Genomic DNA, 24,163 nt, shown 5'->3' on the forward strand with positions numbered 1-24,163 from the left:
GGAGGCATCGGTGGCGGGCGAGTCCCCCGACAGGTGGAAGCAGCGGAAGTCGTCGGGTACGGCTCGGAGCGAGAGTGATCCGCGGCTCGCTGTCTTCCGCGACGAGTCCGCCGGGGGCGAGGGAGGCAGCGACACGGACACCGCGACGGCTGTCTTCCGTACCGGGTCGTCCGGCGAGGGCGCGGGAGCGGGAGAGGGCGCGACTGTCCGGGGCGCAGGGAACGGTACGACGGACACGGCGACGGCCGTCTTCCGTACGCGGCCGTCGACGGACGCCGAGGGCTCCGCATCCTCCGACGAGCCGGAGCGGGCCGCGAAGGGCTCGGAAGCCCCGAGGCGCACGGAAGGCCCGGCGGGGGTGTCCGGGGGTTCCAGCACGGTCGATGCCGAGACTGAAGTCGAGGCCGAAGTCGAGGCCGAAGCCGAGAGGGACGGGGCCGGCGACCCGGAGGGCTCCAGGGCCACCGACGCCGACACCGACACCGACGCCGCTGCCGGTGCCGAGGCCGATTCCGCGGAGTCGGCCTCGGGCGACGCGCGGCTGCGTGAGGTGGTCGCCGCATGGGTGGCCAAGGACGGCGAGGCGGAGAGCGGCGACAGTACCGAGAAGGCCGAGAAGGCCGAAAGCGCTGAGAAGGCTGCCGAGAAGGCCGAGGACGCGGACAAGGCCGAGGACGCGGACAAGGCCGAGGACGCGGGCCGTACGGGCGGCGAGGCCATGACGAAGGGGGACTCGCCGAAGACGGCCGCAGAGGCCGAGGGCGACGCCGACGGGGCTGTCCCGGACGCCGGGAAGGCCGCTGAGTCCGCCGTGGCCGACAGTGCCAGGGCCGACGCGGATGACGAGGACGAGCGCGGCGCGGGCGACGCCGGAGAGCCGGACGCGGACGAGGAGCCGGCACCCGAGCCCAGGCAGAAGGCCGAGTCCGGGAAGAAGGCCGAGCCGCGGCCCGTGGCGGGTGCGGGGGGCGGCTCCGAGGCTGTCGCCGGGGCGGACGAGCCCGATGCGGCCGCCGGGCCCGGGGCGGGGGCCGACGCGGGCGACTCCGACACCGGTATCGACAAGGCCGCTGACACCGATGAGGGCGATCAGGCCACCCAGGACGGCAAGAGCGCAGCCTCCGAGGAAGACAGCGCAGCCTCCGAGGACGACGAGCACGACGAGGACGCCAAGGCCGCTGACACCGACAAGGCCGCCGAGGCTGCCCGGGACGGCAAGAGCGACGCCGCCAAGGCCGACGCGGACGACGCGGACGACAAGGACGATAAGGGCGGGTTCGACCAGCCGACCGCCGTCTTCAGGACGCCCGCCGTCAAGGCCGACCAGCCCACGACCGCGCTGAAGATCACCTCGCCCGCATCGAAGCCGAAGTCGGCCTCGGAGCCGAAGCCCGAGTCCGACGCCGAGCGGACCAGCCAGTTCGTGCCACTGTGGCAGGACGACGTGCGACCGGTGCGGGAGACGGCGGCAGCCGCCTCCGCGGCGAAGGCCGACGCACAGCCTGCCGCGCCCTCGTTCGCTCCCGCGGAGCGGACGACGCAACAACCGATGCCGCCCAGGCCGCCGCTCGACCTGTTGGCCGAGCTGACGAACACGCCCCCGCCGCCTGACACGCCGGTCCGCGTCGCGCTCCGCAGGGTCAAGATCTGGACGCCGCTGGCCCTGCTCCTGCTGATCATCTTTGCGATCGTGCAGACGATGCGCCCGCTCCCGGACCCCGAGCTGCAGATGTCGGCGAAGCCGACGTTCACCTTCAAGGGCAGCAAGCCGGCTCTGCCGTGGCCCGACGAGGGGCAGGGCTACATGGCAGCCACCGGGCTGGGTGAGGTGGACTCGTTCGGTGAACAGAAGGCCGTGCCGATCGGCAGTGTGGCCAAGGCGATGACGGCGTACATCGTGCTCAAGGACCACCCGCTGAAGAAGGGGGAGAAGGGCCCCTCCATCAAGATCGATCCCAAGGCGGAGTCCGACGGAAAGCTCGACGCGGAAGGGGAGTCGACGCTCAACACCGTGAAGGCGGGCGACGTGCTCACGGAGCAGCAGGCGCTTTCCGCGATCATGATCCCCTCCGCGAACAACATCGCGAGGCTGCTGGCGCGTTGGGACGCGGGTTCCGAGGAGGCGTTCGTCAAGAAGATGAACGACACCGCCAAGTCGCTCGGCATGAAGAACACCACCTACACCGACCCGTCCGGCCTCGACGCGACCACGGTCAGTTCGGCCGAGGACCAGGTGAAGCTGGGGCAGAAGCTGGTGGAGATCCCGGCGCTGATGGAGATCACCAAGCTGCCGTCGTGGACCGACCCGTCCGGCAAGACCTGGCGGAACTACAACACGCTCGTGCCGTTTGACGGCGCGCTAGGTATCAAGACCGGCTCCACCACCAAGGCCGGCGGCAACCTGCTCTTCGCCGCGCACAAGATGGTCGGCGACACCGACCAGTTGATCGTTGGCGCTGTGCTGGGCCAGCACAAGCCCTCGATCATCGACACCGTCAACGCGGTGAGCAAGGAAGCCATGCTGGCGACCCAGGATCTGCTGGAGAACGCCAAGGTGGTGAAGAAGGGCGATGTCGTCGGTACCGTCTCCGACGGGCTCGGCGGCAGCATCCCGGTGGTCGCGACCAAGGACGTGTCGGCGGTCGGCTGGCCCGGTCTCACGGTCAAGATCGAACTGACCGACGACGGGAAGACAATTCCGCACTCGGCGGCGGCGGGTACCGAGGTCGGAACGCTCACCGTGGGCGAGGGCACCAGTCAGGTGAAGGTTCCTGTGGCGTTGCAGAGCGAGCTGGTGAAGCCGACGTTCGGTCAGAAGCTGACCCGGATCGGCTGACCGCCTGCGAGCACCCCTACGGGGGTGTTCGCAGGGCCGCCCGAGCGGTCGGCGGGACGGTACGGAACACAACGGCCCGAGGCCAGGACGCCCCGGCTCGCCCGCGCATCGAGCGCGGGCGAGCCGGGGCGTTCGACGTTCCGGTCCTTCCTCGTCCCCACGACCGCCCCCCACGACCGCCCCCATGGATATGCCGACGCCATCGGCCCGACTCCGGTCAGCTCCGGTCACCCGGTCGAGTACAGCGGGGCGCCGCGAAGGACGCTGCCTCGTCATGACAAGGCCGACTCCATGGGCAGGACCGCCACGAGCACGGCCCGGACGGACAGCCCTGTGCCGTGACCGGCACTAGCACTCGGGCGCCGTGCCCTTCGTCGGCCCGCCGTACGTGGAGCTGAGCCGGATCTGGCCCGCCTTCCGTACCGTCAGTCGGGTGAACTCGCCGTCGGCCGTCAGGCAGCCGTCGTCCGCCCACAGCCACGGCGAGAACGCGACCCGGACCGTCACCGAGCCGGGCTTCGGCATGCCCACCACGAGGCTGGCGCCGTCGGAGCTCACCACGGAGGCGGGCGGGTCCACCAGCGGAGTCGCGTTCTTCACGCGGTAGATCCGCCAGTTGACGTCCTCCCACACCCGCTCCAGATAGTCCGGCTCGCTCTTCACCAGCGCGTGCTCCAGTTCCGCCGGGCCGTCCGGTTGGCCGTTGGCGATCACGACGAAGCCCACGGCCCACTGGGAGAGCCAGGCCCGGTACGAGGCGGGGGAGAAGGTCCCCTTCGGTACGTCGGTCCCGCTGTGCCCGTCGTAGAACAGGCGCCCGCGCTCGACGTCGGCCTGCCGGTTCCAGCCGCGTGCCAGGTTGACGTGGGGCGCGAGGATGGCCGCCTCCCGGTGGTCGCGTGCCGGGACCACCTCGACCCGAGTGCGTTCGCTGCCCAGCCTCTGGAGTTCTGCGAGCACCCCGTCGACCTTGACGGCGTAGGCGGGCACCTTCGTGTTGGTCACGACGTCGGCGACCGTCTTTCCGCTCAGCCAGGTCAGGGACAGGACCAGGGCGACGAAGCTCACCCCCCGCTGTCGTCGGGGCGTGAACCACCGGGACGACGGCCCGATGGCGGGCGCGCCTTCCTCCTCGCCGCGGCGATCGCCGTCCCCCCGGCTCTCTCCGTTACGTCGGCTCCCACCGTCGATCAGGATGGCGAGCAGCGCCGCAGGGGCCGCCAGCTCCGTGAGCCGTTCGACGTTCGTCCCGATCGGCGAGGCGATCAGGTAGCAGAGGACCACGCCCAGCGCGTACACCACCGCTCCGAACCGCAGCACCCGCCAGGCGCGCGGTGCCGTCAGCAGCACCACCGTGCACAGGAGCACCGGCGGCCAGATGCGGGCGAACGGCATGGGCTGCACGCCCTCGAACGGGAACAGCACGGTGGTCAGCGCGACGACGGCCGCCGGCGGCACGAGGAGCGCGGCGGCCCTGCCCCACTCGCGTGCCAGCAGATAGGCCGCTCCGACCACGGCGAGGAAGAGCCCGGCGACCGGACTCCCCATGGTGGAGAGCGCCGCGCAGATGACCGCCACCACGATGCGCCGCCGCTCGCCGGCGAGCGCCAGCACGGCCGCTAGCCCGAGGGCCACCCCCAGCATGTAGGTCGAGCGCCCCGACACCACCTGGCACCACAACGAGAACGCCACCGCCAGCGATGGCCACAGGGGCTTGCGTACGCCGCTGCGGACGACGAGCGCCCCGGCCAGCCAGGTCGACGAGAGCCCGGACAGCAGTGTCATGGGCACCACGCCGATGGCTGCCATCACATACGGCGAGATCACGCTGTAGTTCGCGGTGTGCAGACCGCCGTACCAGAAGAGGTTGTACGCGGAGTCCGGGTACATCCTCGCGAACTCCGCCCACGCCACCTGCGCCGCGAGGTCGCCGCCACCGGTCGCGAAGGCCGCCCACCACACGACGTACAGGGGGAGCGAGCATGCCGTGACCAGGAGCGGCACGCGGTGGCGCCCGAGCCACGAACCACGTGCCTCCGCGGGTTCATGGGCGTGCAGGTGGGGGCGGTGCGAGGACAGCTCGGCAGAGGCCACTGCAGCGTTCCGTTCCGGTCGGGTGGGCGGTTCGTACAGGAGAACGCTAACCATTGGGGGCAGACCGACCGACGGTACCCATGGTGCGTGTGCGACGACACCTCTGGTCGTGTGTGCGAGGGCACGTGGTGGTGGGCGGGCCGGGCGCCCCGGTGTGCCGCGGCACGTGGGGTGTGCGCGCGACGGCATCCGGTCCGGTCGTCTGCCGGTACGCGCGGTCCGGTGACGGGAAACGGCACCGCGGGACGGTCTCCGCGGTCATAGTTGAGGCATGAGCCTGATGTCAGACGGAGAGCCGCCCGGCCCTGTGCGGTTCTATCTCGCGTGCGACCGCGCCGGCTGCCGGGCACGAGCCGTGTTCGACCTGGTCATCGCCGAGCCGCCGCCGGACATCGAGACCGACCTGTTCGGCCATCTGCTGCACGGCGCTTCCATGGCCTCCCCGCACATCCAGGAGCTCGGCTGGATATTCGTCCAGCAGGAGGGCTATTGGTGCCCCAACTGTGCCTCGCCGGGACGGCGGCGCCCGCGGTCGAGGGACGTCAGGTCTTCCTGAAACGCTCTTCGGCGGCCTTCTCGGACGGGAGCTATCGGCGAAGGGTTCCGGATCGCGTGCTGTGACCGAGAGGAAGCATGCCCCTGGTGCCGCGCGGGCCCGGCGCCCCGATGTCCATGGGCCCCGTGGGTACGGCGTCCGGCACCCCGGTGGCCGCCCTTGCCGCGCCCTCCGCCGTCCTACGTCCTCCGGCCACCTCCTTACGGCCTCCGGCCCCTTCGCTTCCAGCACCTTGACGGCCCTCACCGCTCTGCACCGTGCCGCCGCCTCGCCGTGCCGCCCTCTTGCCGTGCCTGCGGCCTCGCCGTGCCGCCGAGGCCGCCCCTTTCCAGCTACGCTTTACTATCATCATTAAAACGTTCGTTTTAAATTCGAGCGTATTAGAATCGAAATGAGTTGGCGTAGCGGCTGGCCGGGTGCGTCGGTGGCGTAACCGGGCGCTCGAAGCGACAGGACTTGGAGCGAAGGCCGAGGAACAGCCTGTGGGCGAGGCGCCCCGGAGGCGACAAGGAGGAGTGGTGGTGGACGCGGAGAACGAGAACGGACCCGTGCGACACAGCGGACCGGTGGTGGTGCGCCGTGGGATCCCGGAAGGCGCCGAGGCGCGTGTCGCGGAGCTGTACTGGGACGCCTTCGGTCGCAAGCTCGGTCCGGCCCTCAACCCGCCGGGTACGGCGCGGGAATTCATCGCCCGGCATCTTCACCACGACCGCGGCGTCGCGGCGCTCATCGGCGGCGAGGTGGTCGGCGTGGCGGGGTACCAGCTCGGCGGGCGCGCGCTGACCGGCGGCGGTGCGCGGGACGTACTCGCCATGTACGGAAGGGTGCGCGGGCTGCCGAGGCTGGCGCTCCTCGCCCTGCTCTCGCGCTCCCCGGAGGCGCGGGAACTCGTGATGGACGGCATCGCCGTGAGCCCGGCGCACCGCGGCCACGGGATCGGCGGCCTCTTGCTGAAGGAGGTCGTCGCGCTGGCCGCCGACCACGGCTGTCAGCGCGTCAGGCTCGATGTCATCGACGTCAACCCACGGGCCCGTTCTCTCTACGAACGGCACGGCTTCACCGCGGCGCGCACCCAGCACACGCCGTACCTGCGCGAGCTGATGGGTTTCTCGGCGGTCACGGCCATGTACCGTCCGGTCGTGATGGCGGAGCGCGGGGAGGAACGATGAACGCCGGAAGAATCCGGGTGGAGGTCCCGACCCGTCTGCTGGTACACGTCCTCGTACGTGAGGACGGGACGGTGGATGCCGGGGAGCTCTACGCCGTCGCCGGCATCCTCGGGATGACCGACCAGCAGGTGAGGCTGTGCGTCAAACGCCTCGTCGCCGAGGGCCGGTTCACCCATGAGGGCAGGGGGCGCAAGGCCGTGCTGAGGGCCACCGCGGACGCCACCGGCTCCTTCGCCCCGGACGCCGCCTTTGTGCGCCACGCCTACCAGCAGGACCGGGGGCTCGCCCCGTGGGACGGCACCTGGCACCTGTTCGCCTTCGCCGTGCCCGAGGCCAGACGGTCCGCCCGCGACGCCCTCCGCGACCACCTGCTCCGGCTCGGCGCCGCCCCCGTTCAGGGCGGGTTCTACGTGAGCGCCAACCCCATCGAGGAACTGGTCGAGGCCGAGGCCCGGGCACTGGGCGTCTTGTCCGCCGTCACCTTCCTCACCAGCGGCGATCTGCGCATGGGTACGGTCGATCGGCCGACCGACCTGGCGGCTTCCCTGTGGCCGCTGGCAGAGATCGCGGAACGGTACGAGCGCCTCGCGGCTCTGGCCGAATCCTGCCTCGCCGAGATCGGGGACGAGGGCGAGAAGGAGGCCGGGGACGAGGGCGAGAAGGGGGCCGGGGACGAGGGCGAGAAGGGGGCCGGGAACGGGGACGGGGCTGGGGCCGAGAAGGGGCGGAGTGACAACCGGCGGAGCGACAACGGGCCGAGGGCCGACGGGGGGATCACCGAAGGACCGTCCGACGTCGAACGGCTGACCATGGCCGTCGAGCTCGCGGCAGAGTTCACCCGGGCCATGGAGCCGGACCCGCTGCTGCCGCCCGAGCTTCTGCCCCACCCCTGGTCCGGCAGCCGGGCCAGGGCCCTCACCGCCACCTGCTGGGTCCGCCTCCTGGACGACCGGCCGGAGTCGGGTGCGACCGCACGGCTGCCGCGACTCTTCGGCCTGTACGGGGACGTGCTGAGCCGCATCGGGTGAGGTCCGGCCCGTGGCGCTGACCGGCATGACGAACACCGAGATCGAGAAGGCGATCGAGGAGTGCGACCGCCGTGCCCGCGACGCCTTCCTCAAGCACTACGGGCATTCGGGCCCTGGCCCTCGGCCCCGGCCACCGGCCCCGGCCCTCGGCCCCGGCGCCATTGCGCCGGATGCCGGGGGGCCGAATGCCGGGTCGAGGGACTTCACTTGTGAACGGGCTCGGGAAGCGGGGGTGGGTTCAGCACCTCAAAGGCCGCCGATCCCGGAGCGTGCTCAGCCTCGGTGCCGGAATCCCTTGCCCGTGCGGTCGAGGGGATCGGTCGGCAAGGAGAGGAAGCGGGCGCGCAGGGCGTCCCACGCGGCGAGACGGGTGAAGTCGGGGGTGTCGAGGATCTCCTGGTGGTCGGTGAGGAACGGGTTCGGCAGCAGGACGGTCATCATTTGTTCGTCGCGGCCGTTGAACAGGCGTACTCCCCAGCTGACGGGCGCGCCGTCGGAGCCGAGGCTGCGGTAGAGCTCGGCGCGGGAGCAGCGGCGGATGCGTCCGAGTTCCGGGCCGGAGGCGGTGTGTTCGCCGATGCACAGGTGGAAGTGCCACGGGCCGAAGTCGACGGTGACGTAACCGTCGTTCATGGTGATGCGGGTGGGGGCGCAGGGGGCCCTGACCTCCCAGGCGGCGCCTTCGATGAGGGGTCCGAAGTGGATGTGCTCCCAGTGGTCGGTGAAGACGCTGGTGATGAGGTCGAGGAGGGTTTCCTCATCCGTGGGCAGGGGCCAGACGTGCTGGGTGCCGCCGCCGGGGGTCTCGACGATGGTGGGTTCGGTGGTGGTCATGCGGTTTTCTCCTGAGGGTGCCGAGTGTTGAGGACACAGTCGCCGCAGGTGCCCGCGCCGGGCACGCGGTAGTACAGGCAGCAGTTTTGACGCCGGAAGGCGATCGGTTCGGAAGGACCGGCGTGGCGGTATGTCCCGGCGCCGGAGAACGGTGGCCGGTCCAGTACCTCCCGCACCAGGGGGACGACCGGGTGCGGTGCGTGCGGCTCGCGTGCCAGCAGGACGCGGTGGGCGCCGATGAGCGCCGAAGCGGCGTTGCCGCTCAGGGTCTGCGGGGAGACGGCGGACACGCGTCGCACCGCCTCGGCCCAGGGCGTCAGGTTCTGCGCCACGACGGTGTGGTGCAGGGCTGCCGCCAGGGGCGTCTCCTTCCGTTCCCGTACGTCGGGCAGCCATAGCTGGAGAGGGCCGGAGGGCGCCGGGCGCCACCACAGCCTGTCGGGGGACAGATCGGGGACGTGGCCGGTGAGCGCGGCGCAGGCGAGGGCGATCGACCAGAGCCGGGAGGCGGTGCCGAGGTGGAGGGTGGAGGCGGCCACTCTGGGCTGGTCGGTGCCCAGCCGTACGGCCACGGCGCGGACGCAGTCCTCCAGCACGCCGGGGTCCTCGTACAGCTCGGTCAGTGGCCGGAACCCGGCGCTGCTGCTGCCCGCGCCCGGGGCGCTGCCGGGGCTGTGGCCGGTGCCTGTGCCCGGTGCATTGCCGGGGCTGCGGCCCGTGCCCGTGTCCGGGGTGGTGCCGGGGCTGCGGCCCGTGCCCGTGCCCGTGCCGGTGTCCGTGTCCGGGGTGGTGTCGGGGCAGGGGCCGGTGGTCACGGCGAAGTACGGCCCGATCTGCGAGATGCGTGCCAGGACCGCGGCGGTCACCGCGCGCGTCGCGTTCACCATGTCCGTACCGTCCTCGTCAGCTCTTGGAAACTTCCGGTGTGTACGACCCTTCCGTCGGGCCCGCGCAGGGTGAGCCCGCCCTCGGCGTCGCCGCTCACCCGCGTCGCCGGGGCCGGCCCCGCGTCCCCGTCCGCCATGGCCAGGCCCTCCCTGGCCAGTGCGCGTTCGAGGAGCGGGAGCAGGTCGGGCGGGGCGTCCACCGCAACGCACGCCCGCGCGGTGCGGCGCAGCCCGAAGCTGCCGGAGGCCGGGTCGAAGGCCAGGTGGTCGGCGTCGAAGGCGTCGGAGACGGCACCGCTGCGGACGAGGTCCTCGGGTGCCCCTGTGCGGACGCGGGCCTCGCGGTCGACCAGCCAGACGGCGTCGGCGACCCGCAGGGCGAGCTCCAGATCGTGGGTGCTGACCACCACGGTCAGGCCCTTGTCCCGGGCCAGGTCGCGCAGCAGCACCGTGAGGGCCACGCGAGAGGGCACGTCGAGGAAGGCGGTCGGCTCGTCGAGGAGGATGACCTCGGGTTCCTGGGCGAGGGCCCGTGCGGTCAGGGCGCGTTGGCGCTCGCCGTCGGAGAGCTCGGCGGCCGGCCGGTCCGCCAGGTGCCCGGCGCCGACCGCGTCCAGGGACCACTCGACGACCGCGTGGTCGGCGGCGGTGAGACGGCCGGTGAATCTGGTGTGCGGGTGGCGGCCGAGGCCGACCAGTTCGCGTACCGACAGCAGACCGGGGTCCACGCGGTCGGTCAGGACGACGGCCAGCCGGCGGGCGAGGGCCGTCGGCGGTTCGTGCGTGAGATCGGCTCCGCCGATCCGTATCTGGCCGGAGAGCGGGGGAAGCAGACCGCACAGGGTGCGCAGCAGTGTCGACTTGCCCGCCCCGTTGGGGCCGAGCAGCACCGTCAGCTCACCGGCCCGCGCGCCGAGGTCCAGCCCCGACAGCACGGCCCGGCCCGGTCCACGCCCCCTGAGCCGGGCGCGGTAGCCGACGGTCAGCCGCCGGGTGGCCAGGCCGCCGCAGGAGCGGTCGTCCGGCTCACCGGCCGTACCGCTCGCATGCTGGACGGCCGCTTCGGCCGAGCCGTTCACGATGCCGCTCCCCACAACACTCACGAGGCCACTCCTTGTACGCCGCGCCGACTGCGGATCAGGAACGTGATGACCACCGGGGCGCCGAACAACGAGGTGATGGCGTTCAGCGGCAGCACGGAGTCCGTTCCCGGCGGCTGGCTCAGCAGCGCGCACGCCAGTGCGAGGAAGGCGCCCGCGAGCATGGACGCGGGGATCAGCACGCGGTGATCGGAGGTCCCCAGGGCCACACGCGTCAGATGCGGTACCGCCAGTCCCAGGAAGGCGATGGGGCCGCAGAACGCGGTGGCCGCGCCCGCCAGCAGTGAGGTGCCGAACAGGGCGAGATCGCGGCTGCGCCGTACGTTCAGGCCCATGGTGCGCGCGTAGTCCTCGCCCAGCAGCAGCGCGTTGAGGCGCTTGGCGGTCAGCAGGGCGGCGAGCAGGCCGACGCCGATCACGGGCAGCATGACCGCGAGATCGGGCCAGGTCGTGGCGCTGAAGCTGCCCAGGCCCCACATGACGAACTGCTGGGCGCGCTCGGGCCGGGCGTAGACCAGCATCACGCTGACCACGGCCGTGGCCGCTGAGCCGATCATCACCCCGATGACCAGCAGCGTGACGGCCGACCGCACCCAGCGCGACAGCAGCAGCACCAGCGCCAGCACGAACCCCGCGCCGATCGACGCGGCCAGCACCACGCCCACCCGCCCCAGACCGGCCAGGTCTCCGGTGAAGCTCCCGGCCACTCCGCCGGTGCCGACCACCACGGCGGCGACTCCCATACTGGCGCCCGAACTCACGCCCAGGGAGAACGGGTCGGCCAGCGCGTTGCGGAACAGCGTCTGCATCTGCACGCCCGCCACGGCCAGGGCCGCCCCCACGGCGGCGGCGGTGAGCGCGCGCGGCAGGCGCACCTCCTGGACGATCACGACCCAACGCGGGTCGGTATCGCTGCCGCCGAACAGGATCCGTACGACCTCCGCGACCGGCACCCGGTGGGAGCCGGTCGCGAGGGTGAGGACGAACAGCGCGGCGGTCCCGGCCGCGAGGGCGACGACGACGGCCGTGCGCCGCCGCCGTATCGGTCGTACCGGGCGGGCCGCCACGGACGCCTCGTCCCGGACCGGCGCGGTGCTCTGCCCGGTCGTCACGCCTTGGGGACCTTCGTGTAGAAGGTGAAGGCGTGGTCCCCGGCCTGCCCGGGATGGAGCAACGCGAAGAGGTCGCCGAGCACCAGGTCCGGGCGTAGGACGCCGCGCTCGAAGTAGTCGTTCCCGCCGCCGGCGCCGAGGGCCTTGGTGTTCGTCCACACCCCGTCGGAGTCCATGGCCTTCAGCCGGCCGTACCTGCTGTCGGCCTTCACCGCGTCGGCGGTCGACTTCCACCGCGCGTCGACCAGCCATACGGGCGCGTCGCCGCCCTTGGCGTACACGGCCTCGAAGTTCAGTTGGAGATTGCCGGTGCCGGGCTTGTCCGCCCACGGGTAGGTGCCGCCGGCGTCCTTGATGAGCCGGGCCGCGTAACTGCCCCCGGCGGGCATGTACCAGGTGCCCTGGTACATGGTTCCTGGCAGTGCTTGGACGGGTTCACCGGACCCGACCGCTGCGGCGGCCTTGTCGGCGACCTTCCGGTAGTCGCCCTCGATCGTGTCGAACAGCTTGCCTGCCCGCTGCTCCGCACCGGTGAGCGCGGCCATCGCCTTGACCCATTCCGCGCGCCCGAGCGGACTCGACTCCAGCCACTCGGCGTTGGCGACGACGGCGATCCCGGCCTGACGCAGCTTCGGGTACTGCGGGTCGTCCATGCCCTGGGTCATCAGGACGTCCGGATCGGCCGCGATGACCGACTCGGCGTTGAGTACCTGGTCCTTGGCGTACTCGGTGACCTTCCCGGCCTTCACCCGCTTCAGCACCTCGGCCGAGGTGATGTTCGCGGTGCTGGCCACACCCGTGAGCACGTCCAGGGTGCCGGTCTCGGTCAGCAGCGGCAGGTGGGTGGTCGAGGCGGAGTACAGACTCTTGATCGGGGTGGTGATTTGGGGCGCCTTGGCCAGCCCGCCCGACAGCTTGGGCTTGGGCGCACCGCACTTGACCAGGACGTACGACTCGGGCTTGCCCTCGGGGTAGGGCTGCTTGACGGTGAGGACCTGGTAGCTCTTCTCGTAGCGGAGCGTGAAGTTCTCGGCGTGCTTCAGCGTCGACTTGACCGGGAAGTAGTCTTTGCCCGCGTCGAAGTCGGTGATGCAGCCGTCACCATCGGACGCGGCCTTGGCATCGGCGGTCGGGTCGGTGCCGCCGCCACCGCACGCGGTGAGCGCGAGGGCAAGGGTGAAAAACAGCGTGGCGGCCCTCGCGGGGCGGCATCCGGGCATGACTGAGCGTACGGTCAAGGCGACTCCTGGTAGCAGGCGTAGGGTGTGCGCCCTGCACTGCAGGACGCACGCCATACGGAGGTATGGGAAGGGGCTCCGCTATGGGAGAAGGTCTGCTGTCCGGAGGACCGTCCGGTGTCCGGGGCCGTCTGGTGCCCGGGGAACCGTTCGATGTCCGGGAAGACTCAGAACCTCGGAGAGCGGGCCCGTCGGCCGGGACCGGTCGGCCGGGCCCGATGGGCCGCCGACAGCGTGAACACGCCGATACGCATACTCAGGCACACAGGTGCCACCGCCTCTCCTGGGGAAATCCGCCCCGTCCATCGAGGTGCGACGGCGTGAGTCTCCTGACTCGGGATCAACGCTTCTCCGGCCTTCCCACCCTCTGACAGGGCGGTGGCCGCGGCGGAGTCGCTCCCCCTACACAGTGGCGGTACCGTGCCGGAATCCCACCGGCTTCCTCGTTCCGCCGTCGCTTGTCGGATGAGAGCATCGCAGAACCTGACGCGTCTGCGCCAGATCGACACCTGTGTGACCAGCCACACCGGCGGCTGCCCCAGGGGAGCTGCCGAGGAGACCCTGCCCCGCCTCGCGGCCCTGGCGAGCACCGATGCGGCTTGCGATCGCCGCCGGACCGGGGCCGAGGGCCGCAGTACGGGGCCGGGACCGGGGCGTGAGGCTCGGTCAGGGGCTGGGGATCTCCTCGATCCGTTCGGGCTTCAGCAGGAACAGCGCCTGGCTGGCGACGAAGTGCGAGTCGCCGTAGAAGGAGTGCAGGATCGTCCCCTCGAAGGGGATCTCCTCGTGTGTGACGGGTACGCGCATCAGGTTCCCGTACGCCGCCTGCCCCAGCTCCTCCGGGCCGACGCGCTCCACGTCCGGGTCGGTGAGGATCCGCACGTCGGCGGGCCGGTCGAGGGCGCAGGTGAAGACGAGGCCGTCGGCCACGAGGCGCCATGGCGCAGGGAGCCGGCGATCTCAGGGGTGATCGAGTCGGCGGGCAGCAGCCGGGCGTGCGCACCGCGCAGCAGTTCGTCGGTGTCGGGAGTGTGGTCCGGGTTCATTTCCCTGACTCTGCGAAGGTGGTGCGCGGGCGGGTGCTGCGACCCGGCCACGGCGGTCCCGGCCACGGCAGTCCCGTCACGAGCCCAAGTAGGCGCGTCGTGCGGGTGCTTGGCGTAGACGGCCACCCGGCGCCAGGGCCGACGTAGATGTCGTTTGGCGTCGATTGGTGTCGGTCATGGGCCTCAGGAGGGGCGGCACTTGCGTCTTTGGCGTTGCCTGACCACATGGCGCAGCAGGATGACGACCCAGGCGACGAAGAACACCAGCCAACCGAGGCGAACCCAGGGTGCACTGGCGGTACTGGCGGCCGACCACCCGGACCAGACCAGGCACAGCACCATCCAACCGGGGCTTTCAACGAGGGGTCGCTTCCGGTCCTGAGGCATGTACCGCTCCCTTCCCGTGCGGCGTGATCATCCCACAGAAGGAGGCACGTGGAGCGGCCATGCGCGGGCTCAGGCTCGGCGCGACGCCTCGGCCTGGGAGGCCGCGTCACTGTGGGGGCTGGTGGGAGCGCTGCTGGGCGAGCGTCCGGTCCGCAGCCCCGATGGGCTGGGCCGCTTGCGCCCACAGCCCGATGGATGTCTCGCTGGGCCGAGGACAGGTCCGTTCCCCCGGGTCCACGCGGCTGGTGCGAGGTGGCACAGCCCACTCGACTCTTGTCTGGCAAGTACTCTGTGATGCAAAGTTAATGACGGGAGGCCGGCCGACGGACCGCCTCCCAGCTCTGCCGGAGTGCGACCACGAGGGGGGACACAGTGGCAACACCGTCACTGAGCAGCGCGGAATTCGAACCGAGGACGCAGGCGGCCGGCCTGTTGGCGGCGACCGATGGCCTGCGAGCCAGAACACGCGCGCAGATGAACGGCTCGCGGGTCTTCCTCCTCGGCTTCGGTCTTCTTGCCCTGGCAGCCGCTCCGATTGCCCGGTACGCCTTCAATTTCGGAGCCCACGGACGCAGCGTTGCGTCCTATCCGGCCTTCGCCTACGCCGAGTTGACCGGCCTGTGCGTCGTCCATGAACCGGGGACCCCCTGTTTGAAGGGTGAGTTCGACGGTGCCGTCCTGCGCTTCGCGGCCTGGGGCGTGTGGTTCGCGCTCCTCCCCCTGGCATGGCTCGTCCTCGCCCGCTGGTACCGCCTGCGTGGTGAGGCCCGGGGGGTCGTCCCTCGCCGCGGAGTGTGGGTTCGCACGACCGCCGTTGCCGCCGTGGCGATCACGGCAGCCCTGATGGCCCTGCTGTTCGGCAAGGACCAGCCGTGGGAGGTCGTACTGCTGGAGAACAGCTACGCCTCCCCGTGGTACCTGGTCGGCATCGGGCTGTTCGCCCTCGGGGTGGTCGAACGCAGTTGGATCGCCGCAGCCGCCGGCGCCGCTCATGCCCTGCTGCTCACCGGCTACCTCGGTGCCTCCTGGGGCAGCGGATGGCTCCCCTGGCAACACTCCGCCCACCCCGGCTGGACCGACGGACCGCAGGTGAAGGCGCTCCTGCTCGCCGCCATCCTGCTCCTCGCCGGCCTGGCCGAGTGGGCCGTGGCCCGTCATCGAGCAACGCCCGGCCCCTCCGACGCGGGTACGGTTACCTCATGACCGTCGAGGATTCGGCCGCCGCGGTGGATGAACAGGAAGGGCTCCATCCGACCCAGTCGCTGGACGACACCGTCCACCAGCGCGTGCGGCTCGGCATTCTCGCCATCACCAAGGAGGCCGACCGGGTCGAGTTCGGCTTCCTGAAGAAGCAACTGGCCGTCACCGACGGGAATCTCTCCCGGCATCTGAAGGTGCTGGAGGCATCGAAGCTGATCACCGTGGAGAAGGGCTACGCCGGCCGGCGACCCCGGACCTGGATCGCCCTCACCCGCGACGGCGCGCAGGCACTGGACGCCGAACTCCGTGCCCTGCACGCACTGGTCCGTCGCCTGGAGACTCCCCGCCCCGCGCCCGGCCCCTCCGACACATGACCACCGTTCGAGGAGACCCGGGGCCGCGTTCCGAGGACCGGGCGACAGGCCTGATCAGGGGCAGCTGTGTCGCCCACGTCGTCACCGTCGGCACGGCAGGTGCCCGGCAGCCGCCGCCGGGCACCTGGTTCAACGGGCGTCGGTGCGTTTTTCGAGGCGTGTGCCGCGGCGGAAGGTGACCGACATGAGGTCGCTCGGGCCGTCCAGTTCCAGCCTGTGCCAGCGTCCCCGGGGAACGATCACGGCCGTGCCCGCGGCCAACCGCACCATTTCGTCCGGTGCGTCGCTCCCGGCTGTGGAGCGGAAGTAGAGTCGTGCGCCGCCTGCCAGGCAGCACACCGCTTCGTCCGCCTCCGGGTGCATCTCCCAGTGGTCGGCGTGCACATCGGCGTCCGTCTTCACGCGGAAGGTCGCGATCTGCCAGGCATCGGATTCGCTGCCGCTCATCTGCCGTTCGGCGGCGTGGACATCGCCGTCGGGGTGGAAGAGCAAGGCCGAGGCGAACAGGTCGATGGTGGCTGCCGTCATGACGGTGTTCCTTTCAGATGCTTCTGGTGTTCGTCCGGGAGCGAGGGGGTGTCCGGGCCTTCGGTGTGGTTGGTGTGCGATGCGGCGACCGCGGGCCGCCGACCGGGCAGCACGCAGATCGCCACCGCCGCCGCGAGCAGGAAGAGAACCGCGGTGGCGGCGAGGCCGACGGCATAGCCGGCGTTCGCCGCGGCGGGGCCGGTGCCGGAGCCGGTGCGGTGTGCCGCGACGGTCGCGAGAACGGCCAGGCCGACGCAGCCGCCGAGTTGACGGGAACTGTTGAAGAAGCCCGAGGCCATCCCCGCCTCGTCGCGTGCGACACCGGTGGTCGCGGCGGCGGCGACCGGGGCCAGGACGAGGCCCGTTCCGAAGCTGGTGAGGAGGGACGGGCCGAGTACGTCGACGAGAAAGGAGCCGTCGGGGCGGATCGCGGCGAACCAGGCGAGACCCACCGCGGCCAGCAGCGCGCCGGACACCAGCGCCGCGCGCGGGGAGCGGGAGGAGGTGATGCGGGTGGCGATCACGGTCCCCGCGACCAGGCCGACGGAGAAGGGAAGGAACGCGGCGCCGGTGGCAGCGGCTCCCATGCCCAGGACCTGCTGCATGTACAGGGACACGAAGTAGAAGGCGGCGAACTGCCCGGCCGCCGCGAGGAAGACCAGTGTGTTGGCGCCGGCGACCCATCGGCTGCGCAGCAGCCCCAGGCGCAGCAGCGGCGCCTCGGCCCGGGCCTCGGCGACTGCGAAGGCGGCCAGCAGCACCACCGCGGCGCACAGCGGGACCACTGTGGCCGCGGAGGCCCAGCCGTGGGAGTCGGTGCGGACGGTGCCGAACACCAGGAGACCGATTCCGCCGGTCGCCAGGACGGCACCGAGTGCATCCGGCCGGCCGCGTGGTCCGGATGGGGTTCCGGCGGGCACGCCCGCCGGAACCAGCGTGAGGGCCGCCGCGACGAAGGGCAGGTTGATCAGCATGACCCACCGCCAGCCCGCGTACTGGGTCAGCAGCCCGCCCGCGAGCACTCCGAGCGCTCCGCCCGCCGCGTTCACCGCGCTCCAGATGCCGAGCGCGCGGGTGCGTCGGGGCCCCTCGGGAAACGTGGTGGTCAGCAGGGCCAGTGCGGCCGGAGCGGCGGCTGCGGCGCCCAGGCCCTGGCCCGCCCGGGCGGCGATCAACTGCCAGGGCTCCTGGGCCAGACCGCCCGCCAGCGAGCACACCCCGAAGACCGTCAGGCCCAGCACGAAGAGCCGCCGCCGGCCGTACAGATCGCAGGCGCGACCACCCAGCAGCAAGAGCCCGCCGAAGGTGAGCGCATACACGTGCACGACCCAGGACAGGTCGAGCGGGGCGAATCCCAGCGCGGCGCGGACAGCGGGTAACGCGATGTTGACCACCGACATGTCCAGGGCGAAGACGAACTGGGCGACAGCGGCGGCCGCCAGAACGGTCCCCGGACGCCCGCGCAAGTTTCTATACATGTAAGAAAAATAAACCCGGATGGCGCCCGCTGTCGAGGCCCATGGACGGACGGAGCTCATGCCGCAACCGTCCGCCCGCGCAGAAACCCCTGCCGACCTCCCCGGACCTCCCGTGCCTCGGGGAATCCACCCGGTACACGACGGACGGCCGGGGCGCCTTGCGACGCGCCTCCGACCATCCCCGGGCTCCGCCGATCAGCCCTGCTCCACGGGAGGGCCGTCCTGCCGCAGGTCGCCGGTGCCGCATGCCTTCATGGCCCGGTCGCGTTCGATCGGTCGGCGCAATCTGTCCGCGCCCGGGGTGTGGCCCGGGCTCCCAGGTGATTCGGTGGCGAGAGAGGTCGACCGGGCCCAGATGAGGCAGTGAGGGCAGCCAATCGAGGAGGAGAACCGGCGTGAGCGTGACTCAGGGAGCCCCTCAGGGCGTCATTCCCGCGCATCTGCTGAAAGGCCAGAAGGCACTTGTCACCGGCGCGAACTCGGGCATCGGCAAGGCGACGGCCATCGGCCTGGGGCGTGCCGGGGCCGACGTGGTCGTGAACTACGTCGCCGGGCGTGAGGATGCCGAGCAGGTGGTCGAGGAGATCTCCGGGTTCGGAGTGCGCGCGGCGGCGTACCAGGCCGATGTGTCCCAGGAGAATCAGGTCGTCGCGATGGTCCAACGGATGGTGCGGGAGTTCGGGACCATCGACATCCTCGTGGCCAATGCGGGGCTGCAACGCGATGCTCCGTTCACCGAGATGACGACGGTCCAGTGGCAGAAGGTGTTGGACGTCAACCTCACCGGCCAGTTCCTGTGCGCTCGGGAAGCGACGAAGGAGTTCCTGAGAAGGGGGGTCGTCCCCGAGGTGTCTCGAGCGGCCGGGAAGATCATCTGCATGAGCTCGGTGCACCAGCTCATCCCCTGGGCCGGTCACGTCAACTACGCGGCCTCCAAGGGCGGTGTGCAGATGATGATGGAGACACTCGCCCAGGAACTCGCGCCCCACAGGGTCAGAGTCAACGCAATTGCTCCAGGAGCCATCAGGACACCTATCAACCGCGACGCATGGGACACCCCCGACGCGGAGCAGGACCTGTTGCGGCTGATTCCCTACGGACGTGTCGGTGATCCGGAGGACATCGCCCGTGTGGCCGTCGGGCTCGCTTCGGACCTCATGGACTACGTGGTGGGCACGACTCTCTACGTGGACGGCGGCATGACCCTCTTCCCTGGTTTCGCCACCGGCGGCTGAACCGTGCCTCTCTGGTTTCGCCGCTCGCGGCTGAAACCGCTGCTTCCCTGGACGCCGCTGGCGGCTGAAACCGCTGTGCGGCCCGGGCGGCCGTCGGGACCGTGGTTCTCAGTCGCGCTGCTGGTCGAGGGCGTCGTCCAGGGTGGTGGCGGCCATGATCAGCGACAGATGCGTGAAAGCCTGCGGGAAGTTGCCCAACTGCTCGCCACTGGGGCCGATCTCCTCAGCGAACAGGCCGACATGGTTGGCATAGGTCTGCATCTTCTCGAAGGCATACCGCGCCGGACGAATCCGCCCGGCGCGGGCAAGAGCGTCCACGTAGAGGAAGGTGCAGAGACTGAACGTGCCTTCGGAGCCCTGCAGACCGTCCGGGGAGGCCGCAGGGTCGTAGCGGTACACGAGGCTGTCCGATACCAGCGTGCGCTCCATCGCGTCCAGGGTCGACAGCCAGCTCACCGTTCTGGGCGCCAGGAACCCGACGCGCGGGATGAGCAGCAACGAAGCATCGAGGACATCGCTTCCGTAGTGCTGGACGAGGGCCTGCTCCTTCCCGTTCCAGCCCCGCTCCATCACCTGTTCGAGGATCGCGTCGCGAGCAGCGGTCCAACGAGGAGAGTCGGCGGGACGGCTGTGCTCCCTCGCCAGGCGCAGCCCCCGGTCGAAAGCCACCCATGCCATCACTCGGCTGAAGGTGAAGTCCTTGCGCCCGCCACGGGTCTCCCAGACGCCCTCGTCGGGGCGATCCCAGGAATCGGCGAGCCAGTCCAGCGTCCGCGCGAGATTCTTCCAGCCGTGGTAGCTGCCTCCCACGGCGATCTCACGCCCCTCCGACAAGGCGTAGAGCGCCTCCCCGTAGATGTCCAGCTGCAGCTGATCGGCCGCTGCGTTCCCGGCCCGTACCGGGTACGAGCCCCGGTAGCCCTCGAAGTGCGAGAGAACCTCTTCCGGCAGCTCGGGGTCGCCGTCGACGCGGTACATGATCCGCAGCGGCTCGCCATCGGCGCCCTCGCGGGCCTGGAGGCGGTCGCTCAGCCAGCGTGTGAACTGCGCCGCCTCCTCGGCGAACCCCAGGTCGAGCAGGGCGCGTACGGACAGGGAACCGTCGCGGACCCAGGTGTAGCGGTAGTCCCAGTTGCGTTCACCCCCGATCTGCTCGGGCAGGCCCATGGTGGCGGCGGCGACGGGAGCGCCTGTGGGCGCGTAGGTGAGCAGCTTGAGGGTGATGGCCGAGCGGTGCACCACCCCCGGCCACCGGCCGCGATAGCGGGAGCAGCGCACCCAGCGCTGCCAGAAATCCACCACACCCCAGAACCGTTCCATCGCCCGGTCCGGGGTGACCGGCTGCGGAGAGCCGCCATCGGGCCCCCCGACGGTGAACAGTGCCACGGCCAGCTCACCGGGCCTCAAGGTCACCGAACCTCGTACGTCCCTGCCGTCCTGTTGCAGGGGGAAGGTGCTTTGCAGATGGGCGGTGACGTGAGGCGCCCGGAACGTGGCGGTGTCGTTCCGCAGGTCGAGATGGTGGGTGGCCCGGCCGTAGTCGAAGCGCGGACGGCACTCCAGAGCGAAGCGCACCGTTCCGCGCACCGCCCGTACGCCGCGCAGCAGCACGTGCCTGTCCGTGGGGGTGCCGGTGCGATCCGGTGGCATGCAGTCGAAGACCTCGCCGACCCCGTCCGGCGACATGAACCGCGTGACGAGGACTGCTGTGTCCGGGTAGTAGAGCTGCCTGCACGTGGTGTTCCGGCTTTCCGGCGCGAACAGGAAGTAGCCGCCGCGGTCGTGGTCGAGCAGGGCGGCGAAGACACTGGGCGAGTCGAACCGGGGAGCCGTGAACCAGTCGACGACCCCCTGGGATGACACCAGAGCAGCGGTCTGCAGGTCTCCGACGAGGCCGTGGTCGGCAATGGGCGGGTAACGGTCCATGATCATCTCGCTTCCCTGATGCCCCTGGTGTCCCTGATACCCCCTGGTGCCCCTGATTCCACTGTCCGCCCTGGGTGACGGGGCTGCCATGAGGGGTGGCGGGGAGGGGCGAGGGGACGCCGCGCCAGTAGGCCGAAGGCCGCGGGCCCGTCGTTCACCCGCACAGCCCGGACGCCGCGCCTCAAGGCGTCCGGCAGTGCACGATCAGTAACGAGGCCACTCCGGCGCGCACGATCACTGACCGCATGCTCTGCTTGCCGGCACCGACACGGCCTGCCACTGCACGTGATCTCTCCGCCTGTGAGGAGGCCACCGTGGGACACGCCGTCGGTGAGGTGCTCGGCCTGGCGGCCGGTGTCGCGATCAGCCCGCTCCCCATCGTGGCGATCATTCTCATCCTGGCCACCCCGCAGGGACGGCTGAACGGCGCTCTGTTCGCCATCGGCTGGTTCCTGGGCCTGGCTGTCCTCGGCGCGATCATGCTGGCGGTGGGCAGTTCCGGCGGAGCGTCCACGCACAAGCACCCCGCCCTGTGGGTGGGGGCCCTCAAACTGGCACTGGGCGTGCTGCTCGTCCTGTTCTCCGTCCGGCAGTGGCGCGGACGTCCCCGCGCCCCCTCACAGGCGCGGTTGCCGAAGTGGATGGCGGCAATCGATCACTTCACGCCCGCCAAAGTGCTTGGACTCGGCCTCCTGCTCTCGGCCGCCAACGCCAAGAACGCCCCCCTGACCCTCGCCGCCGGCGTCTCGATCAGCTCGGCCGGAATCTCCGTGCCGCAGCAGATCGGGGCGCTCGTGATCTTTGTGGTGATCGCATCGCTCGGAGTCCTCGCACCGCTGGCCGTCTACCTGTACATGGGTGAACGGGCCAAGAGCATCCTTGCCGACTGGCGGAACTGGGCCGCACAGCACAACGCCGCCGTCATGGCCGCTCTCTTCTTCGTCCTCGGACTCAAGCTGCTCGGCGACGGGATCAGCGTCCTCGCGTCGTAACGGGCCTCTGCCCATGACTGACGTCACGGGTCGGTAGAGGCGCGTGCTGGGAAGCTTCGGCGTCAGCAGCGCCTGTTCTTCTGGAAAGCCCGTCCTTCTGGGGCGCCCGTCCTTCCGGAGTGCCTGTCCTTCCGGAGCGCCCGTCCTTCCGGCCGGACAACGACGTCGGAGAGGACGCCCCACTTCATGCCGGGGAGCCACCCCGGGCCGGCGTAGGTGCACCCGCGCGCACGCGAGTCGTTCGCCGTCCCGGGCACGGGGGAGGTCACGGGACGGGTTCGCCCGCGCGCACGCGAGTCGTTCATGGTCGCTCACTGCCGACGCTGTCCGTGGTCGTTGATGTCAGCGTTGAATGCCAGCGGAACAGTTCCGGTACCGGGCAGACCTTCAAGGGTTCGTCGGGCCGGTCGGCCCAGTCCCTTGCGGAGTCCGGCCGGGCAGAGGGCCTGCGCGCCGCTGCTGCGAGCCGTAGACCAATTGCAGGACCGACAGCAGCAGGAAGAACAGGGCCGCCACGCCCGACAGCACCGCCAGCACGGCCGCCCCACCGCCCCCGGCATCGTCTTCACGGACGGCCACCTGCGGGTCATCCGCGTGGTAGCGGACGGCCATCCGGGTTCCGACAGAGTTCGTGAAGCCTCTGCTGCCCACCGGTAGATCCGCCACCACGGTCCGGCCGTCGGCCTCGAACTCGACCTGGCAGTGCCCCAAGATGCATGAGCCCTGTGTATGCAGCGTCGCGGAAGCTTGCTCGCCGGTCTGAAAGGAGCGCAGATGTTGGGCTGCCGGGAGCATGACCAGTGTCGACAGCGCGGCCGACAGCAGCGCGAGAACCAGCAGCATCAGCGCGGCCGGGAAAGGCCGCATGCTTCCCGCGGTCGTGTTCGGGTGCCGTCGGCCGGCCGCGCTTGTGTCCGGTATGCCGTCCAAGCCTTCCCACCGTCCATTGCAATTCTTCTGGAAGTGATGACTCAAGGCTCATGCATGCTGCGACTCACTGTAAATGAGCTTGTGACCTGCGTGGATACCTTGAAGACCGTCGTGAAGCGGGCCACCGCGGGTTCAAATCCCACATCCAACGTCGGCCGAAATGGCCCCTGCCCAGTCGAAACAGTCAGGGGCCGTGCTGTTGCGCCATACCCGCTCGTCACCGTGGTTCCCTGTGGTTCCCCGTGGTTCTCCCGCACGATCGGGCATGGATGCGGCACGGATGGGATGGGGCGCGATCTTTTGATCCGTAGCTCTCTGCAGAGATCGGGCATTGGCGGCCCTACAGGCCGTCGTACGGGCTGTGCGACACGGTGTGGGGCGCTGTGGGGCCGTTCAGCTGAAGGGAACGGCGTCCGCCGGGGCGGTGTGCCAGTTGGTGACGATCGGGTCTTCGACCGTGATGGTGCCGACCGGCAGGGACACCGGGTTGGGGTCGTCGTCACCGACGCCGACGATGATGAAGTCCAGTTCCTTGCCACCGTTTCCGTTGGTGGTCTTCGGGTTCACCCCGGCGTAGGCGGTGGTGCCCCCGCTCAGCTTGATCTGCTTGCCGGCGGTCTGCTCCGCGGGACCCGCCTGGGTGCCGTCGGATCCGAACGCCACGGTCGGAAGCGCGGCGGGCAGGTAGCAGGTGATCCCCGGCTTCGCCTTGGCGATGACCAGGATGTATCCGCCGGCCTGGGTCTCGGACCTGGTGCTCCAGGAGATGTCGTTGGCGCCGCAGCTCTGCCCGACCGGCTCCCGCTTGCCGTCGCCGGTGTCGGCGCCGGAGCCGGCCGCGCCCTCGGTTCCCTTGCCCGCCGTGCTGGAGCTCTTGTCGGTGCTCTGGCCGCTGCCCGCGGCCGACGAGCCGGACGGAGTGGCCGCATCGCCGACGGCGGTGGCGGACGGAGAACCCTGTGCGGCGCCGGTGTCCGTGGCCGCGTCCCCGTCCTGGCACGCAGTCATCAGCATGGCGCCGCCCACGATGGCTGCGGAGACGAGGAAGGCCTTGCGACGGTTGCCGGACATGAAATCCCCTTTGGTGATCGGTAGTCGGGGCCGAATCCATTTCGGCTCCCGGTGGTCGCCCGATCACTATGAGGGGGCTGCGAGCCGAAGGGATCCCAGCGCCTTCGTCCCAAGACAGCGCTGTCACAGACCGGTGACATGA

The 24,163-nt window shown here is 70.6% G+C and carries 20 protein-coding genes and 1 riboswitch; of the genes, 8 read left to right on the forward strand and 12 right to left on the reverse strand.

Annotated elements, in window-relative coordinates; all coding sequences use genetic code 11:
- The first annotated feature begins 10 nt into the window (after positions 1-10).
- Positions 11-2,836, forward strand: coding sequence for a D-alanyl-D-alanine carboxypeptidase (locus ACIHCL_RS28895; protein WP_399866395.1), 2,826 nt, complete (start codon positions 11-13; stop codon positions 2,834-2,836).
- A gap of 348 nt (positions 2,837-3,184) precedes the next feature.
- Here the strand turns inward: ACIHCL_RS28895 and ACIHCL_RS28900 are convergent, their stop codons facing one another.
- Positions 3,185-4,930 (reverse strand): hypothetical protein, encoded by a 1,746-nt coding sequence (locus ACIHCL_RS28900; RefSeq protein ID WP_399866396.1) that lies wholly within the window; start codon positions 4,928-4,930, stop codon positions 3,185-3,187.
- A gap of 271 nt (positions 4,931-5,201) precedes the next feature.
- On the opposite strand from ACIHCL_RS28900, the gene ACIHCL_RS28905 reads away from it, so the two are divergent.
- The 3 genes from ACIHCL_RS28905 to ACIHCL_RS28915 all read left to right on the forward strand — a co-directional run bounded on the left by ACIHCL_RS28905 (position 5,202) and on the right by ACIHCL_RS28915 (position 7,683).
- Complete coding sequence (locus tag ACIHCL_RS28905) at positions 5,202-5,486, forward strand: hypothetical protein (RefSeq protein WP_399866399.1); 285 nt, start codon at positions 5,202-5,204, stop codon at positions 5,484-5,486.
- A 521-nt stretch (positions 5,487-6,007) separates the two neighbouring features.
- Positions 6,008-6,655: a GNAT family N-acetyltransferase gene (locus ACIHCL_RS28910; protein WP_399866401.1), complete on the forward strand. Its 648-nt coding sequence runs from the start codon at positions 6,008-6,010 to the stop codon at positions 6,653-6,655.
- Positions 6,652-7,683 (forward strand): PaaX family transcriptional regulator C-terminal domain-containing protein, encoded by a 1,032-nt coding sequence (locus ACIHCL_RS28915; protein WP_399866403.1) that lies wholly within the window; start codon positions 6,652-6,654, stop codon positions 7,681-7,683. The genes ACIHCL_RS28910 and ACIHCL_RS28915 overlap by 4 nt, the downstream gene beginning before the upstream one ends.
- 273 nt (positions 7,684-7,956) lie before the next feature.
- Here ACIHCL_RS28915 and ACIHCL_RS28920 read toward each other — a convergent pair whose 3' ends face one another.
- The 6 genes from ACIHCL_RS28920 to ACIHCL_RS28945 form a co-directional block, all read right to left on the reverse strand.
- Positions 7,957-8,517: a hypothetical protein gene (locus ACIHCL_RS28920; RefSeq protein ID WP_399866404.1), complete on the reverse strand. Its 561-nt coding sequence runs from the start codon at positions 8,515-8,517 to the stop codon at positions 7,957-7,959.
- Positions 8,514-9,404, reverse strand: a complete 891-nt coding sequence (locus ACIHCL_RS28925; RefSeq protein ID WP_399866406.1) for a (2Fe-2S)-binding protein — start codon at positions 9,402-9,404, stop codon at positions 8,514-8,516. The genes ACIHCL_RS28920 and ACIHCL_RS28925 overlap by 4 nt, the downstream gene beginning before the upstream one ends.
- Entirely contained in the window at positions 9,398-10,507 is a 1,110-nt protein-coding gene (locus tag ACIHCL_RS28930) for an ABC transporter ATP-binding protein (RefSeq protein WP_399866408.1), read from the reverse strand. Before ACIHCL_RS28930 ends, ACIHCL_RS28925 begins: the two co-directional genes overlap by 7 nt.
- Positions 10,504-11,616, reverse strand: a complete 1,113-nt coding sequence (locus tag ACIHCL_RS28935; RefSeq protein ID WP_399866411.1) for a FecCD family ABC transporter permease — start codon at positions 11,614-11,616, stop codon at positions 10,504-10,506. Before ACIHCL_RS28935 ends, ACIHCL_RS28930 begins: the two co-directional genes overlap by 4 nt.
- The gene (locus tag ACIHCL_RS28940) at positions 11,613-12,854 is read right to left on the reverse strand and encodes an ABC transporter substrate-binding protein (RefSeq protein WP_399866414.1); all 1,242 of its coding nucleotides are present in this window, start codon (positions 12,852-12,854) and stop codon (positions 11,613-11,615) included. The genes ACIHCL_RS28935 and ACIHCL_RS28940 overlap by 4 nt, the downstream gene beginning before the upstream one ends.
- Before the next feature lie 301 nt (positions 12,855-13,155).
- A riboswitch (cobalamin riboswitch) is annotated at positions 13,156-13,349 on the reverse strand.
- Between the two features lie 171 nt (positions 13,350-13,520).
- Entirely contained in the window at positions 13,521-13,784 is a 264-nt protein-coding gene (locus tag ACIHCL_RS28945) for a hypothetical protein (protein WP_399866416.1), read from the reverse strand.
- A gap of 977 nt (positions 13,785-14,761) precedes the next feature.
- Between ACIHCL_RS28945 and ACIHCL_RS28950 the strand changes: the two genes are divergently transcribed.
- Both ACIHCL_RS28950 and ACIHCL_RS28955 read left to right on the forward strand, forming a co-directional pair.
- The gene (locus ACIHCL_RS28950; protein WP_399866417.1) at positions 14,762-15,490 is read left to right on the forward strand and encodes a hypothetical protein; all 729 of its coding nucleotides are present in this window, start codon (positions 14,762-14,764) and stop codon (positions 15,488-15,490) included.
- Positions 15,487-15,861: a transcriptional regulator gene (locus tag ACIHCL_RS28955; protein ID WP_399866420.1), complete on the forward strand. Its 375-nt coding sequence runs from the start codon at positions 15,487-15,489 to the stop codon at positions 15,859-15,861. Before ACIHCL_RS28950 ends, ACIHCL_RS28955 begins: the two co-directional genes overlap by 4 nt.
- Positions 15,862-15,990: 129 nt before the next feature.
- Here ACIHCL_RS28955 and ACIHCL_RS28960 read toward each other — a convergent pair whose 3' ends face one another.
- Positions 15,991-16,389 (reverse strand): cupin domain-containing protein, encoded by a 399-nt coding sequence (locus ACIHCL_RS28960; protein WP_399866421.1) that lies wholly within the window; start codon positions 16,387-16,389, stop codon positions 15,991-15,993.
- Positions 16,386-17,867, reverse strand: a complete 1,482-nt coding sequence (locus ACIHCL_RS28965; RefSeq protein ID WP_399866423.1) for an MFS transporter — start codon at positions 17,865-17,867, stop codon at positions 16,386-16,388. The genes ACIHCL_RS28960 and ACIHCL_RS28965 overlap by 4 nt, the downstream gene beginning before the upstream one ends.
- Positions 17,868-18,262: 395 nt before the next feature.
- Here ACIHCL_RS28965 and ACIHCL_RS28970 point away from each other — a divergent pair, with 395 nt between their 5' ends.
- Entirely contained in the window at positions 18,263-19,102 is an 840-nt protein-coding gene (locus tag ACIHCL_RS28970) for an SDR family oxidoreductase (RefSeq protein WP_399866425.1), read from the forward strand.
- Between the two features lie 108 nt (positions 19,103-19,210).
- Here ACIHCL_RS28970 and ACIHCL_RS28975 read toward each other — a convergent pair whose 3' ends face one another.
- The gene (locus ACIHCL_RS28975) at positions 19,211-21,028 is read right to left on the reverse strand and encodes a glycoside hydrolase family 15 protein (RefSeq protein WP_399866449.1); all 1,818 of its coding nucleotides are present in this window, start codon (positions 21,026-21,028) and stop codon (positions 19,211-19,213) included.
- A 314-nt stretch (positions 21,029-21,342) separates the two neighbouring features.
- On the opposite strand from ACIHCL_RS28975, the gene ACIHCL_RS28980 reads away from it, so the two are divergent.
- Positions 21,343-22,020: a GAP family protein gene (locus ACIHCL_RS28980; protein WP_399866426.1), complete on the forward strand. Its 678-nt coding sequence runs from the start codon at positions 21,343-21,345 to the stop codon at positions 22,018-22,020.
- Positions 22,021-22,407: 387 nt separating this feature from the next.
- Here ACIHCL_RS28980 and ACIHCL_RS28985 read toward each other — a convergent pair whose 3' ends face one another.
- Complete coding sequence (locus ACIHCL_RS28985) at positions 22,408-22,950, reverse strand: hypothetical protein (RefSeq protein ID WP_399866427.1); 543 nt, start codon at positions 22,948-22,950, stop codon at positions 22,408-22,410.
- Between the two features lie 393 nt (positions 22,951-23,343).
- On the reverse strand, positions 23,344-24,021 hold the full coding sequence (locus tag ACIHCL_RS28990) for a DUF4232 domain-containing protein (RefSeq protein ID WP_399866430.1): 678 nt from the start codon (positions 24,019-24,021) through the stop codon (positions 23,344-23,346).
- Positions 24,022-24,163: the final 142 nt, after the last annotated feature.

Origin of the sequence: Streptomyces sp. NPDC052042 (assembly GCF_044548345.1) — a bacterium.
Classification (GTDB): Bacteria; Actinomycetota; Actinomycetes; order Streptomycetales; family Streptomycetaceae; genus Streptomyces.

What these genes read in the sequence shown, in the direction of transcription:
- ACIHCL_RS28925 (WP_399866406.1), bottom strand. Translation starts at nt 9,404, where the DNA reads ATGGTGAACGCGACGCGCGCGGTGACCGCCGCGGTCCTGGCACGCATC.
- ACIHCL_RS28990 (WP_399866430.1), bottom strand. Translation starts at nt 24,021, where the DNA reads ATGTCCGGCAACCGTCGCAAGGCCTTCCTCGTCTCCGCAGCCATCGTG.
- ACIHCL_RS28905 (WP_399866399.1), top strand. Translation starts at nt 5,202, where the DNA reads ATGAGCCTGATGTCAGACGGAGAGCCGCCCGGCCCTGTGCGGTTCTAT.
- ACIHCL_RS28975 (WP_399866449.1), bottom strand. Translation starts at nt 21,028, where the DNA reads ATGGACCGTTACCCGCCCATTGCCGACCACGGCCTCGTCGGAGACCTG.
- ACIHCL_RS28920 (WP_399866404.1), bottom strand. Translation starts at nt 8,517, where the DNA reads ATGACCACCACCGAACCCACCATCGTCGAGACCCCCGGCGGCGGCACC.
- ACIHCL_RS28950 (WP_399866417.1), top strand. Translation starts at nt 14,762, where the DNA reads ATGAACGGCTCGCGGGTCTTCCTCCTCGGCTTCGGTCTTCTTGCCCTG.
- ACIHCL_RS28955 (WP_399866420.1), top strand. Translation starts at nt 15,487, where the DNA reads ATGACCGTCGAGGATTCGGCCGCCGCGGTGGATGAACAGGAAGGGCTC.
- ACIHCL_RS28960 (WP_399866421.1), bottom strand. Translation starts at nt 16,389, where the DNA reads ATGACGGCAGCCACCATCGACCTGTTCGCCTCGGCCTTGCTCTTCCAC.
- ACIHCL_RS28915 (WP_399866403.1), top strand. Translation starts at nt 6,652, where the DNA reads ATGAACGCCGGAAGAATCCGGGTGGAGGTCCCGACCCGTCTGCTGGTA.
- ACIHCL_RS28965 (WP_399866423.1), bottom strand. Translation starts at nt 17,867, where the DNA reads ATGTATAGAAACTTGCGCGGGCGTCCGGGGACCGTTCTGGCGGCCGCC.